Raw genomic sequence first — 16,471 nt, forward strand, 5'->3', positions numbered from 1 at the left:
TGCTCTGCCCCGCGCCCAGCGGCCCTCTGCTACTCTCGCCCCCATGTCGGACCCCGCCCCCACCCCGGACCCCCGCCAGGGCCTGCACGAACAGACCCTCAGCCGCCTGAACAACCTCCAGGCCCTGCAAGAGGCGGGCTTCGAGGCCCATCCCTACAGCTACCCGCGCACCCACCACACCCGCGACGTGCTCGGGGCGCACCCTGCTGAGCCGCTGGAGCCGGGGCAGGAGTGGCCGGAGGAGACGTACGCCCTGGCAGGCCGCGTGACCCTGCTGCGGCACATGGGCAAGGCGGCCTTCGCGGACCTGCAAGACGAGTTCGGCCGCCTGCAACTGCACTTTTCCCGCTCGGACACCGAGACCTTCGAGGGGGTCAAGAAGCTCGATCTCGGGGACATCATCGGCGTGCGCGGTTTTCCCTTTGTCACGAAGACCGGGCAGCTCACCCTGCGCGTGACCTCCTGGCAACCCCTGGTCAAGAGCCTGCACCCCCTGCCCAGCAAATTCCACGGCCTGCAAGACGAGGAACTGCGGGCGCGGCGCCGTTACCTCGACCTGATGGTGACCGAGGGAGCGCGGGAGAAGTTCCAGGCCCGCAGCCGCATCATCCGCTACCTCCGCAACGAGTTGGACACGCGGGGGTTCATGGAGGTGGAAGGCCCGACCCTCCAGGTCACGGCGGGCGGCGCGGAGGCCCGGCCCTTCATGACGCACCACAACGCGCTCTCGCACGACTTCAAGCTGCGCATCAGCCTGGAGCTGTACCTCAAGCGGCTGCTCGTCGGCGGTTTCGAGAAGGTGTACGAGATCGGGCGCGTGTACCGCAACGAGGGCATCGACCGCACCCACAACCCTGAGTTCACCATGCTGGAGCTGTACTGGGCCTACGTGGACTACTCGGCCATCGCCGGGCTAGTCGAGGAGCTGCTCAGCGGGCTGGCGCAGGAACTGCATGGGGACTACCGCTTCGAGTACGGGGGCAAGACGCTGGACTTCACGCCGCCCTTTGCGCGGGTGGACTACGTGGGGGCGCTGCGCGAGCACGTGCCGGGGCTGGACTTCGATCCGCTGGACCTGGACCGCCTGCGCGAGTTCAGCGACGCCCGCTTCCCGCAGTGGAAGGCCGTGCCCGCCTATAAGCTGCTGGACAAGCTGTTCGGGGAGTTCGTGGAGCCGCTTCTGACCAACCCGACCTTCGTCATGGACCACCCGGCGGTGATCAGCCCGCTCGCCAAGGAGCACCGCACCCGCCCCGGCCTGACCGAACGTTTCGAGGTCTTCTGCTCCGGCTTCGAGCTGGCGAACGCCTTTTCCGAGCTGAACGACGCCTTCGACCAGCGTGCCCGTTTCGAGGCCCAGTCGGCCCGCCGCGCCGCCGGGGACGACGAGGCCCACGCCCAGGACGAGGATTTCCTGCTCGCGTTGGAGTACGGCATGCCGCCTGCCGGGGGCCTGGGGATCGGCATTGACCGCCTCGCCATGCTGCTCACCGATTCGGACTCCATCCGGGACGTGCTGCTGTTTCCGCTGCTGCGGCCCGAGGGCACCGGGGGAGCGAAGGTGGACGGGGAGGACGCGGCCTCGCCAGGTTGACCTCTCTCTCCGTGCTTCTGGGGAACCGTGGCTGCCAGGCCCGGTTCCTCTTGTTCTGTCTCAGTGCGGAAGTGAGGCGCGGCAGGAGTTAATTGGTTCATTTGACAAACAAAATTGGGCACGCGCACGATAGACGCCTCAGACAGCCCATTCGGGGTGCCCGCAGGTGGGGCGCCGACTCCTTCACCCCTGCCGGGAGGCGCCGTGCCGTCATCGTTTCATCCCTCCATTCCCCTTGATCTGGCGGCCATCCGGGCACGGCACACCCTGCTGCTGGTCGGGCGGCTGTGGGAGGGCGACCGGGCGCGGGTGGACCTCGCGCGGGAGCTGGGGCTGTCGCGCAGCGCGATCAGCTCCATCGTGGCGGAGCTGATTGAGGCGGGGCTGGTGGAGGAGGCTGGGCAGCGCGGAGGCGGACAGGTCGGCCGCCGGGCCACCCTGCTCGCGCTGCGGGCGGGGGCGGCGGGGCTGCTCGCGGTGGACCTGGGCGCGAGTCACCTGCGGGTGGAACTGCTGGACCTGCGCTGCGAGCCGCTGGCGGGCCGTGAGGTCGCCCACGACGTGCTCGCCGGACCGGGGGCGACCTATACGCGGCTGGCCGACCTCGCCGCCGAGGTGCTGCGCGAGGCCGGGATGCCGCGCGAGCGGGTGGCCGGGGTCGGGGCGGGGGTACCGGGGCCAGTGGACCACGCGACAGGCCGGGTGGTGGCCCCCCCCAACATGCCCGGCTGGGACGGCGAGGACGTTCGCGCTGGGCTGGAGCGGGCGCTGGGGCTGCCCGCCTGGGTGGACAACGACGCCAACCTCGGTGCGCTGGCCGAGACGCGCTTCGGGCAACACCGGGGAGCGCGGGACCTGATCTACGTCAAGGTGGCGACCGGCATCGGGGCCGGGGTGCTGCTGGGCGGGCGGCTGCACCGGGGGGTGCGGGGCGGCGCGGGCGAGATCGGTCACATCAGCATCAACGAGCAGGGGCCTATTGGCCGCAGCGGGAATCCCGGCAGCCTGGAAAGCTACGCGGCGGCGCGGGTGCTGCTGGACACCGCCGAGGCCCTCCGGGCGGCAGGGGCCGTGACCACCCTGCCCCGGCCCCTCACCCTGGCGACCCTGATCGCGGGGGCGGGCAGCGACCCCCTCGCTCGCGAGGTCTGGACCGGGGCCGGGCACCACCTCGGGGTGGCGATCAGCACGGCGCTGAACCTCTTCAACCCGGCGGCGGTCGTGCTGGGTGGGCGGCTCTCGCAGGCGGGCGACGTGCTGCTGCAGGCCGTGCGCGAGAGTGCCCTGCGCCGCACCATGCCCGTCAACGCCGACCCCACCTGCATTGACCTGGGCACCCTGGGCGACCGCACCGGGGTGCTGGGGGCCGGGGCGATGCTGCTCGACCAGCTCCTGACCCCGGCGGGACTGCGGCACCTCTACCGGGTCGCCGCGTGGGGCCGGGGACCGCCCGCCGCGCCGCTGCTGCCCTCGCCCCTTGCATTCTCTGCCCCTGGAGGCTTCCCATGAACCTGTCCCTTGCCAAGAAGACTGCGCTGCTCGCCGCCGCCCTCGCCGCCGCATCGGGCGCCTCCGCCGCCGGAAAACTGGAGATCTTCTCGTGGTGGTCGGGGGACGAAGGCCCCGCGCTGGAGGCCCTGATCAAGCTCTACCGCCAGAAGTACCCCGCGGTGGCCGTGGACAACGCGACCGTCTCGGGCGGCGCGGGCACCAACGCCAAGGCGGTGCTCAAGACCCGCATGCTGGGCGGCACGCCCCCCGACTCCTTCCAGGTGCACGCCGGGCAGGAACTGATCGGGACCTGGGTGGTCGCCAACCGCATGGAGGACCTCAGCGGCCTGTTCCGCACCGAGGGCTGGAGCAAGGTCTACCCCAAAGACCTCGTGACGCTCCTGTCGTCCAAGGGCGGCATCTGGAGCGTGCCCGTCAACGTCCACCGCTCCAACGTGATGTGGTACAACCCCGCCAAGCTGAGGGCCTGGGGCGTCACCCCGCCCAAGACGTGGAACGAGTTCCTGACGACCTGCGCCGCCCTCAAACGCAAGGGCGTGGCCGCGCCCCTCGTGATGGGCGAGAACTGGACCCAGCAGCACCTCTGGGAGAGCGTGATGATCGGCACCCTGGGGGCTCAGGGCTGGCAGGACCTGTGGTCGGGCAAGACCAAGTTCACCGACCCCAAGGTCGTGCAGGGCTTCACCACCTTCGGGCGGGTGCTGGACTGCGCCAACAAGGATGCCAGCGGCCTGAGCTGGCAGCAGGCTTCCGACCGGATCGTGGACGGCACGAGTGCGTTCAACATCATGGGCGACTGGGCCGCCGGATACTTCACCACGACCAAGAAGCTGCGCCCCAGCACCGGCTTCGGTTGGGCCGCCAGCCCCGGCACCTCGGGCACCTTCGTGATGCTGGCCGACTCCTTCGGGCTGCCCAAAGGGGCCAAGAACCGCGCCGAGGCGCTGAACTGGCTGCGGGTGCTGGGGTCCAAGGCCGGGCAGGACGCCTTTAACCCGCTCAAGGGGTCCATCGCCGCCCGCACCGACAGCGACCTGAGCAAGTACAGCACCTACTCCAAGAGCGCCGCCGCCGACTGGCGCAAGAACCGCATCGTGGGCAGCATGGTCCACGGGGCCGTCGCCCCCGAGAGCTTCATGAGCGCGTTCGGGGCCGTCGTGGATCAGTTTGTCGCCAGCCGCAACGCGCAGGCCGCCGCGAACGCGGCCGGGCAGCTCGCCACCCGCTCGGGCATCGGGCGCTGACCCGCAGGACGTGGGGGCAGGTCCGGGTCTTTGTTTTCCGGCCTGCCCCTGGGGCGGCGCTCCGTGACGTTGCCGCGTGTCTTGGGCGTCAACTCCACTCCGCGCCGCCCTTATCACGGGTTCTCACTGCGTTCGACCCCATCCGGAGGTGACCATCCCTTGAAAGGCCTCTCCCGTGACCGGTTGTGGTCCGTCCTCGTGCTGCTGCCCAGCGTGCTGCTGCTGGCGGTGTTCGTGTACGGCTTTATCGGGCGCACCGTCGCCGTGAGCCTGACCGACTGGGGCAACGACCCCGCGCAGGCGCTGGCCCTGAACCCGGTGATTCGCCCGGTGGGGCTGGCGAACTATCAGGAGCTGTTTACCGGCTTCCTGCAGGTCCGCTTCCGGCAGGAACTCGTCAACACGCTGTTTTTCACGGTGTTCTTCATCGCGGGCACGCTGGGCCTGGGGCTGGCGCTCGCGCTGCTGCTGGACCGCAACCCGCGCGGCGAGGGGCTGTGGCGGACCATCTTCCTCTTTCCCATGAGCCTGAGCTTCATCGTGACGGGCACCATCTGGCGCTGGATGCTTCAGCCGCAGGGGGGCCTCAACCAGTTTCCGGCCGTGTTGGGGCTGCCGCCGGGCCGCTTCGAGTGGCTCAGCAGCACCGCGTCAATCTGGGGACTGGACTGGAACCGGGTGCCACTGCTCACGGCGGCCGTGGTCGCGCTCGCGCTGGGCGTGGTGGCGTGGCGGGCGGCCCGCGCGGGCAACCGCACGCGGACGCTGGTGGCGGGGGCCTGTGCCCTCGTGCTGCTGGGCTGGGCCGTCTTCGTGGGGCCAAACGTGCAACTCCTGCCCGCGCCCGAGGTTCACGGCTTCAACCTCGCTCTCGTCGGCATCATCCTCGCCGCCGTGTGGCAGATGAGCGGGTACACGATGGCCCTCTACCTCGCCGGGCTGCGCGGCATTCCCGAAGAACTGCGCGAGGCGGCGCGGGTGGACGGCGCGAACGAGGTCGGGCTTTACCGCCACGTGGTTTTCCCGCTGCTCTCGCCCATCACGCTCAGCGCGATGATCATCCTGGGGCACATCAGCCTCAAGATCTTTGATCTCGTGTACGCGATGACCGGCCCCGACAACACCTACACCTCGGTGCCCGCGCTGAACATGTACCTCACGTCCTTCCGGCAAAACCAGTTCGCGCTGGGGGCGGCCATCGGGACCATCCTGCTGATTCTGGTGGCGTTCGTGATCGTGCCGTATCTGGCGAGTGCCTTTCGCCGCGAGGAGGGGCACGCATGACGACCACCGCACCTCCTGTGACGACCGCGCCGCCCGCCGCCGTGCCGCACCGCCCGCGCCCCCGCCGCGCGGGGCTGTACCTGCTGCTGGCGCTGGCGACCCTCTTTTTCCTGCTGCCCGTTTACCTGCTGCTCGCCACGGCCTTCAAGACGCCCGAGGCGATCTCGCTGGCAACCACGTGGCAGTGGCCGCGTGACCTGAACTGGGCCAGCTTCCGCGAGGCGTGGGCCAAGGTGGGCGGCAACGTCGGCAATAGCCTGCTGCTCGCGGTCAGCGCGACCGCGCTCTCGGCGGTGCTGGGCTCGCTGAACGGCTACGCGCTCTCCAAGTGGACCTTCCGGGGGGCGAACACGCTCTTCGCGCTGATGCTCTTCGGGATGTTCATTCCATATCAGGCGATCCTGATTCCCCTGTTCCAGTTCATCAAGGGGCTGGGGCTGTACGGCAGCCTGGGTGGGCTGATCCTCGCGCACGTGGTCTACGGCCTGCCCATCACCACCTTGATCTTCCGTAATTACTACGCCGAGGTCCCCGACGCGCTCGTGGAGGCCGCGACCATCGACGGGGCCGGGTTCTGGGGCATCTACCGCCGGATTATCCTGCCGCTGAGCGTGCCCGCCTTCGTGGTCGTGGTGATCTGGGAATTCACCCAGATCTGGAATGAGTTCCTGTTCGCGGCGACCCTCACGAACACGTCCTCGCAGCCCGTGACCTACGCGCTCTCGCAGCTTGCGGGCGGGCAGGCAGTGAGCTGGAACCTGCCGATGGCGGGGGCAATTCTCGCCGCGCTGCCCACCCTGCTGGTGTATGTGCTGCTGGGACGCTACTTCGTGCGCGGGCTGCTGGCAGGGAGCGTGAAGGGGTAGGGGAGGAGGTGCCCCTGGTCCCTCTCCTCCGGGGGAGGGCTCTTCTCACGCCTCGCCGTCCCTGCGGCAAATCCGGCAGCGGTTCCGGGGGGGCAGCGGCTAGACTGCCCGGCGAGTCATGACGAGTGTTCTTCCCGTGGTGTTTGTCGTATCGCCCGAGTCCCGGCAGGCGGACGACCTCGCCGCCGCGTTGCCGGGGGCCGAGGTCGTTCATGTGCCGGGCGCCGAGGCCCTGCTGCGCGAGGCCCACGTCCGGCCGCCCGCCGTCGCGCTGCTGCACGACCGCACGCCGGGGGTTCCGCTCTCGGAGGTGCTCCCCCTGCTGCGCCAACGTGCCGAACTCGCCGGGACCCACTGGCTGGCGGTGGGCCAGGCGGGGTTGGGGGCTCTCCTTGCGGCGGGCGCCGACGCCCTGGTGAGCGACGCGACGCCCCCCGCCGGACTGGCCCTGCAAGTCCGCACCCTGCTTGCCCGCGCCGCCGCCCACGCCGAGGCCCAGACGCGCATCACCCGGCTTCAGGGCCGCCTCGACGACTGGGAGCACGAGGAACGGGTGCGCGACCAGCTCGTGCACATGCTCGTGCACGACCTCAAGAACCCCATCACGGCGGTGCTGGGGCTGCTGGAGGTCGTGGAAGACGACGACCGGGTGCCCGAGGACGCCCGCGAACTCGTCAAGATCGCCCGTGACGAGACGCAGCACCTCCTGCACCTCTCGGTGAACATGCTGGATGTCCGCAAGATGCAGGCGGGCAAGATGCGCCTGCGCCCCGAGCTGGTGTTCAGCCCGATGTTCGGGGACGTGATCGCGCAGGCAAGGGGCGATGTGGGCAGCGGATTGCGTGACCGCCTCGTGGACGTGCAGGTGGCCCCCAGCCTGAGCCCCACCCGCGCCGACCCTGAAATCCTGCGCCGGGTGCTCGCCAACCTGATCAGTAACGCGATGAAGCACACCGCGACCGGGGGAAATATCCGCATCCGCGTCGGACAAGACGGCGACCAGACCCACATCAGCGTGGCCGACGATGGGGAGGGCATCCCCGAAGAAGACCTCCCCAACCTCTTCGCCGCCTTCGAGCAGTCGCGCCTGACCCTGCACGGCCGCTTCGACACCGGAATGGGCCTGGCTTTCTGCAAACTCGCCGTGGAGGAGCACGGCGGGCGCATCTGGGTCGAGTCCGAGCGCGGCGTCGGCACCACATTCACCCTGACCCTGCCGCTCGCCGTCGACAACGAGGACGAGGACGACTTTGTCGAGCTGCTGAGCTGAGGGCATGGCAGCGGGCTGAACGCAGGGAACGGGAACGGGTGACAACCCGCAGCCGATGGGTAGGGGAGCTGGGCCAGTGCATTTCAAGCCCCAGCCCATCCAGAGGCGGCCGACCCCCGCCGTGCAGCAATTTAATGTTTCAGACACCAATTTGGGGCGCTGGTTGTCCATACACCGTTCGGAGGTATGGCGGGCATTCCGAGCAGGCTCCGCGCGACGTCTCTTTCCAGGGCCGTTCTCTGGTTCGGGGAACGCTCGCCCCCGCCGTCTTCTGGCTCCCACAGCGTGTTCGCGCACAACCTGACGGCCTTTCTCGTGCTAGAACATGAGGCGTACCACAAGTCGGTTTCGTTACGGTTTCGTCAGGCCCGCTCTCTTTTTTTTGATCTTTTCGTGCGATTTTTCACGAGTAGTTCAGGGATGGGGTGCCGGGCAGAAGGGAGTTTCCCATCGAGTACGCGAATTTCGTGATCATGCTGGTCATCGCCCTGGGCATTGGCGTGCTGGCCGTCATCGTCTCGGCGCTGCTGGGACCGAAGAAGGCCAGCCGCACCAAACTGATGGCCTACGAGAGTGGCAACGACCCCGAGCACGGGGGCGTGGGCACCGGGCACCGCTTCCCGGTGCACTTCTACCTCGTCGCCATGCTGTTTATCGTCTTTGACATCGAGACGGCGTTTTTCTTCCCGCTGGCGGTGGCGTACCAGAAGCTGGTGCCGTTCGCCTTCTGGGAGGCCCTGACGTTCGTGGCGCTGCTGCTGGTGGGGTACTACTACATCCTCAAGAAGGGGGTGGTGGAGTGGACCTAAGAGCACATACTCCTACGCCGATTGGTCAAGAAAGGCGACTTGCAAAGCTGCAGAGCAGAGGGGCCGCCCCCGAGCCTACGGCCACCCGACCTCTGCTTCCCCTTCCCGCCGAGGTGCCCACATGGCCCTGAAAGAACTGTTCGACCGCGACTGGCAGGAGCTGGAGTCCGAAGGCATCCTCTTTTCCAGCCTGGAAAAGCTGGTGGCCTGGGGCCGCAGCAACAGCCTGTGGCCCGCCACCTTCGGGCTGGCGTGCTGCGCCATCGAGATGATGAGTTCCACCAACGGGCGCAACGACATGGCCCGCTTCGGCTCGGAGGTGTTCCGCGCCTCGCCCCGGCAGGCCGACGTGATGATCGTGGCGGGGCGGCTTTCCAAGAAGATGGCTCCGGTCATGCGCCGCGTGTACGACCAGATGCCCGACCCCAAGTGGGTGATCTCGATGGGCGCGTGCGCCTCCTCGGGCGGGATGTTCAACAACTACGCGATTGTCCAGAACGTGGATCACGTGGTCCCGGTCGACATTTACGTGCCGGGCTGCCCGCCCCGGCCGGAGGCGCTGATCTACGCCGTGATGCAGCTTCAGAAGAAGGTGCGCGGCGAGGCCTTCGACGAACGCGGCACTGAACTCCCGATGGTGGAGGCGTGGACCCGATGACCGCCCTCGACAGAAGCCAGGCCATGCGCCAGGCGGTCACCGAGGTGATCACCAACTTCGGCCTGACGCCCGACGACAGCCTCGAACCCACCGTGGTTGTGCCTGCCCCCCGCGTGCGCGACGTGGCGCGGGCACTCGCCGAGCGCGGCTTCATGCTGATGGACACGGTGGGGGTGGACTACCTTGCCTACCCCGATCCCCGTCCGGCCCGTTTTGCGGTGCTGTACAACATCTACCACCCCTACGAACACCTGCGCCTCTTCCTGCGGGTGTGGCTGGAGGACGGCCAGAGCGTGGACAGCCTCTACCCGGTGTGGCGGGCCGCCAACTACCTGGAGCGCGAGGTGTACGACCTGATGGGCATCGTCTTCGACGGACACCCCGACCTGCGCAAGATCCTGACGCCCGACGACCTGGAGGGCCACGCGCTGCGTAAGGACTTTCCGCTGGGCGAGACGCCGACCCTCTTCCGCGAGGGCCGCTTTATCGACCCGCCCACCTTCCGTGCCGGGCTGACCGGGGAGAGCCGGGGCCTGACGGGCTGGCGCGGCGAGCTGCGCCGGGGCCAGGGCGAGGACCGGGTGCCGCCCGTGATGCCGGAGGGACCACGATGACCGTCGAACCCCTACGCCCTGCCACCGAGGCCCCCGCCGAGGGCGGCACGCTGCTGCACACCGAGATCATGTCGCTGAATGTGGGGCCGCAACATCCCTCGACCCACGGGGTGCTGCGCCTGGTGGTGGACATGGACGGCGAGCGGGTGGTGCGGGTCACGCCCCACATGGGCTACCTGCACACCGGCTTCGAGAAGACCTTCGAGCACCGCACCTACCACCAGGGCGTGACCTACGCGCCGCGCACCGACTACCTGCACGCCTTCGGGCACGAGCTGGCCTACGTCCTGAGCGTGGAGAAGCTGGTGGGGGCCGAGGTGCCCGAGCGGGCCAGGGTCGTGCGGGTGATCCTGCACGAGCTGGGGCGCATCCACTCTCACCTCGTCTTCGTGGGGACGGGCCTGCTGGACCTCGGGGCCTTGACGCCGTTCTTCTACGCCTTCCGCGAGAAGGAGTCGGTGCAGGACCTGTTCGAGGCCGTGTGCGGCTACCGCATGAACCAGGGCTACTTCCGGGTGGGCGGGCTCTACCGCGACATCCCGGACGGCTGGCCGGAGGCGGTCGCCCGCTTCCTCGAACAACTCGAACGCGGCGTGGACGAGTACACCACCCTGTTCGCGGGAAATCCCATCTTCATCGACCGCGCCAGGGGCGTCGGCGTGATTCCGGCGGGGGTGGCCCTCGACCTCGGGCTGACCGGGCCGAACCTGCGGGCCTCGGGCGTGCCCCTCGACCACCGCAAGGACAATCCCTACAGCGGCTACGAGGAGTACGACTTCGAGGTCATCACCAGCCCCGACGGGGACAGCCTCGCCCGCTTCAACCTGCGGCTGTGGGAGATGCGCCAGAGTGCCGCCATCATTCGGCAGGCCCTGAAGAAGCTGCGCCCCGGCCCGGTCAAGGACCCCAACCGCAAGATCAGCCTGCCGCCCCGGCAGGAACTCGAAACCAGCATGGAGGCGGTCATCCACCACTTCAAGCTGGTCACCGAGGGCTTTCACCCGCCCAGGGGCGAGGTCTACGTACCCACCGAGTCGGCGCGGGGCGAGGTCGGCTATTACATCGTCTCGGACGGCGGCTCGATGCCCTACCGGGTCAAGATCCGGGCGCCCAGCTTCGTGAACCTGCAAGCGCTGGAATACGCCTGCGTGGGAGCCCAGTTCGCCGACCTGATCACGATTCTGGCGACCATTGACCCGGTGCTGGGGGACGTGGACCGGTGAGTTATGAGCTTTCGGCCGCCCGGGGCCGAGCGCCACTCAGTAAGGAGATGAGGCCCCTTTGAGTTACTTCGCAGACAAACACCCCCTCGTCGCGGACATCTTCTCGCGCTATCCGGACAGCCCCCAGGGCCGCCGCTCGGCGCTGATGCCGCTGCTGCGCGAGGTGCAGGACGCCGAGGGCTTCGTGTCGGAAGCGCGGATGGCCGAGATCGCGGCCCTGTGCGGCACCACCGCCACCGAGGTCCGCAGCGTAATGAGCTTCTACTCGACCTACCACACCCTCCCGACCGGGCGGTACCACCTCCAGGTCTGCTCGACCCTGATGTGCTCGCTCGCGGGCAGTGACGAGCTGTGGGATCACCTCGTGTCCCACCTCGACGTGCAGCCCGGCGACGTGAGCGCAGATGGGCGCTTCAGCGTGCAGAAGGTGGAGTGCCTGGGGTCGTGCGGGACCGCGCCCGTCGTGCAGATCAACGACGAGGGCTACTACGAGAACGTCACCCGGAGCAAGTGCGACCGCCTGATCGCCGCCCTGCGTCAGGACGCGCCGCCCCCACCCGACAACCCCGTGCCCGTCACCGTGCGTGAGGACGGACGGCAGATGATGGCGACAGGCGAGCGCGTGGGCGCGAGCATCCACGACCGGGGGCCGCTGCCCATGCCCGCCGGGGCCGGAGGTGAGGCATGACCGTCGCAGACCCCGCTCCTCGGGCGATCACCAGCGGCAAGGACCCCCGCTTCGCCCCCAGCCTGTACGCACATGTGGGCCAGGATCAGAGCTGGACGCTGGCCTACTACCGCGAGCACGGCGGCTACGAGGGGGTGCGCCGCGCCTTGGCGATGGGTCCCGACGCCGTCATCGACGAGGTGAAGAAATCGGGCCTGCGCGGACGCGGCGGCGCGGGCTTCGCCACCGGCCTCAAGTGGTCCTTCATGCCGCTGAACGACGGCAAACCGCACTTCATCATCTGCAACGCCGACGAGTCCGAACCCGGCTCCTTCAAGGATCGTTACCTGCTGTCCGAAGACCCCCACCAGCTTATCGAGGGGATGCTGATCGGCGGGTACGCGATGCGGGCCTCGGTGGGCTACATCTACATCCGGGGCGAGTATGTCCACGCCGCCGAGCGGATGTGGGCCGCCATCGAGGAAGCGCGGGAAGCAGGGTTGTTGGGGAAAAACGTCCTGGGCAGCGGCTTCGACTTCCAGCTCTACGTGCACCGGGGGGCCGGGGCGTACATCTGCGGGGAGGAAACCGCGCTGATGAACTCGCTCGAAGGCCTGCGGGCCAACCCCCGCCTTAAGCCGCCCTTTCCCGCCGCCGCCGGGCTGTACGGGCTGCCCACGACCATCAACAACGTCGAGACCTTCTGCGCGGCGACCCAGATCCTGAAGTACGGTGCCGACTGGCACGCCTCGATGGGCACCGAGAAGTCGAGGGGCATGAAGCTCTTTCAGATTTCCGGCCCGGTGGCGCGGCCCGGCGTGTACGAGCTGCCGCTGGGCACCACCTTCCGCGAGCTGATCTACGACTGGGCGGGGGGGCCGCTGGAACCCATCAAGGCGATCATTCCCGGCGGGTCGTCGTGCCCGATGCTGCGCTGGGACGACGCCACGCTGGACACGCCGATGGACTACGAATCGGTCGCCGCCGCCGGGTCCATGCTGGGCACGGGTGGGGTCACGCTGATTCCGCGCTCGGACTGCATCGTGGACGTGACGTGGAACCTCGTGCGCTTCTACGCCCACGAGTCCTGCGGCAAATGCACCCCGTGCCGCGAGGGCATCAGCGGCTGGATGGTCAAGATGTACGAGAAGCTCGTGCGCGGGCGCGGCGTGCCCGGCGACGTGGAGCTGATTCTGGACATGTCGGAGAACATCGGGGGCCGCTCCTTCTGTGCGCTGGCCGACGCCTGCCTGGGGCCGGTCCTCAGCTCCATTAAGCTCTTCCGCGACGAGTATGACGTGCTGGCGCAGACCGGCCAGCCGATGTACCCGGCCCGCAATCGCTGGAGGAACGAATGAAAGTCACCATCGACGGCATCCCCGTCGACCTCCCGGCGGGCACCAGCGGCATCGACGCCGTGTTCCACGCCGGGCGCGACGTGCCGTATTTCTGCGCCCACCCGTATCTCTCGCCCGTGGGCGCCTGCCGGATGTGCCTGGTCGAAGCCGGAACGCCTCGCAAGGGCAAGGACGGCCAGTTCGAACTCGACGAGGCGACCGGGCAGCCCAAGATCTTCTGGATGCCCAAGCCGATGGCGTCGTGCACGATGCAGGCCACCGAGGGGATGCACATCCGCACCGCCAAGACCTCGGACGTGGTCGCCAAGGCGCAGGCGGGGATGATGGAGTTCACGCTGCTTAACCACCCGCTCGACTGCCCCACCTGCGACAAGGGCGGCGCCTGCGAGCTGCAAGACCGCGCCTTCGAGTACGGCTACGGGGCCAGCCGCTACGGCTTCGACCGCCGCCACGCCGACAAGCACTACGCGCTCTCGGATTTCATCATCCTCGACCAGGAACGCTGCATCCACTGCAAGCGCTGCGTGCGCTACTTCGAGGAGGTGCCGGGGCAGGAGGTGCTCGACTTCATCGAGCGCGGCGGGCACACCTTCATCGACACCGAAGAGGGTGGTCTCCCGGTCGGCTTCCAGGGCAACATCGCGGACATCTGCCCGGTGGGGGCGCTGCTCGACAACGTGGCCCGCTTCCGGGGCCGCAACTGGGAGTACGAGCACACCCCGACGACCTGCACGCTTTGCCCGGTGGGCTGCTCCATCGTCGTGGATGCCCGCAACGGCCGCCTGGAGCGCGTGGTAGCGGGCGAGAACCGGGACGTGAACGAGATGTGGATCTGCGACGCGGGCCGCTTTGGGCACGTCTTCGCCACCGAGGAGCGCCTGACCCTGCCGCTGGTGCGGGTCGGCGGCGAGTTGCGCGAGGCCACCTGGGATCAGGCGGTGGATGCGATGCGCCAGGGCTTCCTGGGGCACGGCCGGAACGTGGGCCTGTACCTGAACGCCGACTCCACCCTGGAGGAGGGGGCGGCGCTCGTCGCCCTCGCTGAGGCCATCGGCACCCCCTCTCTCGACCACTGGCCGCGCTACGCCCACACCCCGATGGGCACCGCCACCCTGGCCGACGTGGCGACCGCCGACGGGATCGTGGTGCTGGGGGCCGACCTCGGTGAGGAAGCCCCGGTCGTCGAGCTGCGGATTCTGGAAGCCCTGCGCGGCGGCCTGCTGCCCGCCGAGTTCGCGCACGCGCACGGCACCGCCATCGCGGACCTGCGCCTCACCGAGCGCCCGGCCCGCCAGCCCGAGAAACTGGCCGTGATCGGGCGCGAGTCGCGGCTGTGGGCGCACGCGGGCATTCGGGTGTCGGCGGGTGGACCGGACATCTTGACCCGCCTCTCCCGCCCCGATACCCCTGAACTCCAGGCGGCGTTGCGGCTGCTGGAGGGGGCCGAGCGGCCCGTGCTGATCCTGGGCGCCGACGTACTGAACACGGCGGACGCGGCCTTCTCGGCGGCGCTGAATGGCCTCGCCGCGCGGGTGGGCGCGAAGGTGCTCGCCCTTCCCGCCGGGGCGAACAGCCGGGGGCTGGGGGGCCTCAACCTCGTGCCCGGCACCGGGGGGCTGCCCTACGCGCGGCTGGACGGGGTGGGGGCGGCGTTCCTCTCGCGCCTCGATCCCGCCGCGCAGGGGTTGCCGGGCCGCGCCCGGGGCTTCACGGTCGTGCACGACACGCACCTCACCGCGACCGCGCAGATGGCCGACGTGGTCCTGCCCGCCGTCACGAACTATGAGAAGCGCGGCACGACCGTGAACCTCGAAGGCCGGTTGCTGCCGCTCGCGCAAGCTCCACTGCGGGCGGGCGAGGGGGCCGACCTGATTCGCGCCCTCGTCGCGGTGGCCGAGGCGCTTGGGATTCGGCCCCCGGTGCGCGGCCTGCGTGGAGCGCAGACGTGGCTGGAGGGCCGCTACGGACTGCGGCTGGCTGACGTCCCCGAACAGGGGGTCATTCAACCGCCCCGCCCCCCAGGAGACGCGGCCACTGGAGTGTCCTATGCGCCGCAGCTCTGGAAGCCGCGCATGGTGCCGCGCCCGGAGCGCCGGGGCAGCGGCGTTCTGGGCCGCGAAGCCCGCACCGAGCTGTGGGAACTGCCAATGGCGCCCTCGCCGCAGCCGGGAGGAGACGACTGATGCCCGACTGGCTCGCCGAACTGCTGATCACGCTGCTCAAGGGCGTCCTCGTCGCCCTCGCGCTGCTGACCACCTTCGCCTACATGACCCTGATCGAGCGGCGGCTGCTCGCCCGAATGCAGATTCGCTACGGCCCCAACCGGGTGGGACCGGGTGGCCTGTTCCAGCCGCTCGCCGACGCGGTCAAAAGCATCTTCAAGGAAGACCTGCGCGTCACGATGGCCGACAAGCTGGTTTACACCATGGCGCCCATCGTCGCCATCGGCATGGCGCTGACCGCCTTCGGGGGGATTCCCGCTGGCCCGGCGGGCTCGCTGTTCGGGGAAGACCCCTGGGTCTACCAGCTCGACGCGGGCATCCTCGCGCTGCTGGCGATCACGTCCATGGGCGTGTACGGCATCTTCCTGGGAGGCTGGGCCTCGGGCAGCAAGTACCCGATCTTGGGCGGCCTCCGAAGCAGCGCCCAGATGATCTCCTACGAACTCGGCATGGGCCTGAGCATCCTGGGTCTGCTGATGCTGGTGGGCAGCACGGCGTTCGTGAACATCGTGGAGTGGCAGGCCGCCAACGGCTGGATGCTGCTGTTCCAGTCGCTGGGGTTTGCCCTCTTTCTGGTGTCCTCCTTCGCGGAGACCAACCGCACCCCCTTCGACCTGCCCGAAGCCGAGCAGGAACTCGTGGCGGGGTACCTGACCGAGTATTCCGCGATCAAGTGGGCGCTCTTCCAGATGGCCGAGTACGTCAACATGATCACGGCCTCGGCGATCATGGCGACCCTCTTTTTCGGTGGATACCGGGGGCCGGTCTTTCTGGAGGGCCTGATTCCGGGCATCTCGGGCTGGCCGATCATCTGGCTGGTCGTCAAGATCGCCTTTTTCCTGTTCCTGTTCATCTGGGTGCGGGCCACGCTGCCCCGATTCCGCTACGACCAACTGATGCGCTTCGGCTGGAAGCTGCTGCTGCCGCTCGCGCTCGCCAACACCATGATGACCGCCGCCTACCTCGCCTTCGCGCGGGGCCTGGGGCTGTGGCCGCTGGCGCTGCTCAGCCTGCTGGGGCTGCTGCTGCTCTTCGCCATGAGCGACCGGGTGCGCGTGCTGTGGAACAAGCCGACCGGACGCCGGGGCGCGGACGACTCGTGGCCCACGCGGCCGCTGGGAGGGGACTGATGGTCCTCTCCACCCGAAGG

14 protein-coding genes are annotated in these 16,471 nt (G+C 68.9%); all 14 read left to right on the forward strand.

The window, feature by feature from the left end; genetic code table 11:
• Positions 1 to 43 precede the first annotated feature (43 nt).
• The 14 genes from lysS to nuoH all read left to right on the forward strand — a co-directional run bounded on the left by lysS (position 44) and on the right by nuoH (position 16,451).
• Positions 44 to 1,594: a lysine--tRNA ligase gene (gene lysS, locus F8S09_RS00795; protein ID WP_152868121.1), complete on the forward strand. Its 1,551-nt coding sequence runs from the start codon at positions 44 to 46 to the stop codon at positions 1,592 to 1,594.
• 204 nt (positions 1,595 to 1,798) lie between these two features.
• Positions 1,799 to 3,103, forward strand: coding sequence for an ROK family transcriptional regulator (locus F8S09_RS00800; protein WP_322618394.1), 1,305 nt, complete (start codon positions 1,799 to 1,801; stop codon positions 3,101 to 3,103).
• Positions 3,100 to 4,350, forward strand: coding sequence for an ABC transporter substrate-binding protein (locus tag F8S09_RS00805; RefSeq protein WP_152868123.1), 1,251 nt, complete (start codon positions 3,100 to 3,102; stop codon positions 4,348 to 4,350). The genes F8S09_RS00800 and F8S09_RS00805 overlap by 4 nt, the downstream gene beginning before the upstream one ends.
• Positions 4,351 to 4,509: 159 nt before the next feature.
• Positions 4,510 to 5,634 (forward strand): carbohydrate ABC transporter permease, encoded by a 1,125-nt coding sequence (locus F8S09_RS00810; protein WP_152868125.1) that lies wholly within the window; start codon positions 4,510 to 4,512, stop codon positions 5,632 to 5,634.
• Positions 5,631 to 6,500, forward strand: a complete 870-nt coding sequence (locus tag F8S09_RS00815) for a carbohydrate ABC transporter permease (protein ID WP_152868127.1) — start codon at positions 5,631 to 5,633, stop codon at positions 6,498 to 6,500. The genes F8S09_RS00810 and F8S09_RS00815 overlap by 4 nt, the downstream gene beginning before the upstream one ends.
• Before the next feature lie 118 nt (positions 6,501 to 6,618).
• On the forward strand, positions 6,619 to 7,770 hold the full coding sequence (locus tag F8S09_RS00820; RefSeq protein WP_152868129.1) for a sensor histidine kinase: 1,152 nt from the start codon (positions 6,619 to 6,621) through the stop codon (positions 7,768 to 7,770).
• A 473-nt stretch (positions 7,771 to 8,243) separates the two neighbouring features.
• On the forward strand, positions 8,244 to 8,579 hold the full coding sequence (locus F8S09_RS00825) for an NADH-quinone oxidoreductase subunit A (RefSeq protein ID WP_152869833.1): 336 nt from the start codon (positions 8,244 to 8,246) through the stop codon (positions 8,577 to 8,579).
• Between the two features lie 121 nt (positions 8,580 to 8,700).
• Entirely contained in the window at positions 8,701 to 9,237 is a 537-nt protein-coding gene (locus tag F8S09_RS00830) for a NuoB/complex I 20 kDa subunit family protein (protein WP_152868131.1), read from the forward strand.
• Positions 9,234 to 9,851: an NADH-quinone oxidoreductase subunit C gene (locus F8S09_RS00835; protein WP_152868133.1), complete on the forward strand. Its 618-nt coding sequence runs from the start codon at positions 9,234 to 9,236 to the stop codon at positions 9,849 to 9,851. Before F8S09_RS00830 ends, F8S09_RS00835 begins: the two co-directional genes overlap by 4 nt.
• Positions 9,848 to 11,074 (forward strand): NADH dehydrogenase (quinone) subunit D, encoded by a 1,227-nt coding sequence (nuoD, locus tag F8S09_RS00840; protein WP_152868134.1) that lies wholly within the window; start codon positions 9,848 to 9,850, stop codon positions 11,072 to 11,074. Before F8S09_RS00835 ends, nuoD begins: the two co-directional genes overlap by 4 nt.
• 58 nt (positions 11,075 to 11,132) lie before the next feature.
• Positions 11,133 to 11,762: an NADH-quinone oxidoreductase subunit NuoE gene (gene nuoE / locus F8S09_RS00845; protein ID WP_152868136.1), complete on the forward strand. Its 630-nt coding sequence runs from the start codon at positions 11,133 to 11,135 to the stop codon at positions 11,760 to 11,762.
• Positions 11,759 to 13,099: an NADH-quinone oxidoreductase subunit NuoF gene (gene nuoF, locus F8S09_RS00850; protein WP_152868138.1), complete on the forward strand. Its 1,341-nt coding sequence runs from the start codon at positions 11,759 to 11,761 to the stop codon at positions 13,097 to 13,099. Before nuoE ends, nuoF begins: the two co-directional genes overlap by 4 nt.
• Positions 13,096 to 15,282, forward strand: a complete 2,187-nt coding sequence (gene nuoG, locus F8S09_RS00855) for an NADH-quinone oxidoreductase subunit NuoG (RefSeq protein ID WP_152868140.1) — start codon at positions 13,096 to 13,098, stop codon at positions 15,280 to 15,282. Before nuoF ends, nuoG begins: the two co-directional genes overlap by 4 nt.
• Positions 15,282 to 16,451, forward strand: a complete 1,170-nt coding sequence (gene nuoH, locus F8S09_RS00860) for an NADH-quinone oxidoreductase subunit NuoH (protein ID WP_152868142.1) — start codon at positions 15,282 to 15,284, stop codon at positions 16,449 to 16,451. Before nuoG ends, nuoH begins: the two co-directional genes overlap by 1 nt.
• Positions 16,452 to 16,471 lie beyond the last annotated feature (20 nt).

It is taken from the genome of Deinococcus terrestris (genome assembly GCF_009377345.1).
Taxonomy (GTDB): domain Bacteria; phylum Deinococcota; class Deinococci; order Deinococcales; family Deinococcaceae; genus Deinococcus; species Deinococcus terrestris.

Excerpts from the sequence above, each read along its gene's own strand:
- F8S09_RS00835 (WP_152868133.1), top strand. The coding sequence starts at position 9,234 with ATGACCGCCCTCGACAGAAGCCAGGCCATGCGCCAGGCGGTCACCGAG.
- lysS (WP_152868121.1), top strand. The coding sequence starts at position 44 with ATGTCGGACCCCGCCCCCACCCCGGACCCCCGCCAGGGCCTGCACGAA.
- nuoF (WP_152868138.1), top strand. The coding sequence starts at position 11,759 with ATGACCGTCGCAGACCCCGCTCCTCGGGCGATCACCAGCGGCAAGGAC.
- F8S09_RS00805 (WP_152868123.1), top strand. The coding sequence starts at position 3,100 with ATGAACCTGTCCCTTGCCAAGAAGACTGCGCTGCTCGCCGCCGCCCTC.
- F8S09_RS00820 (WP_152868129.1), top strand. The coding sequence starts at position 6,619 with ATGACGAGTGTTCTTCCCGTGGTGTTTGTCGTATCGCCCGAGTCCCGG.
- nuoG (WP_152868140.1), top strand. The coding sequence starts at position 13,096 with ATGAAAGTCACCATCGACGGCATCCCCGTCGACCTCCCGGCGGGCACC.
- F8S09_RS00825 (WP_152869833.1), top strand. The coding sequence starts at position 8,244 with ATGCTGGTCATCGCCCTGGGCATTGGCGTGCTGGCCGTCATCGTCTCG.
- F8S09_RS00830 (WP_152868131.1), top strand. The coding sequence starts at position 8,701 with ATGGCCCTGAAAGAACTGTTCGACCGCGACTGGCAGGAGCTGGAGTCC.
- nuoH (WP_152868142.1), top strand. The coding sequence starts at position 15,282 with ATGCCCGACTGGCTCGCCGAACTGCTGATCACGCTGCTCAAGGGCGTC.
- nuoD (WP_152868134.1), top strand. The coding sequence starts at position 9,848 with ATGACCGTCGAACCCCTACGCCCTGCCACCGAGGCCCCCGCCGAGGGC.
- F8S09_RS00815 (WP_152868127.1), top strand. The coding sequence starts at position 5,631 with ATGACGACCACCGCACCTCCTGTGACGACCGCGCCGCCCGCCGCCGTG.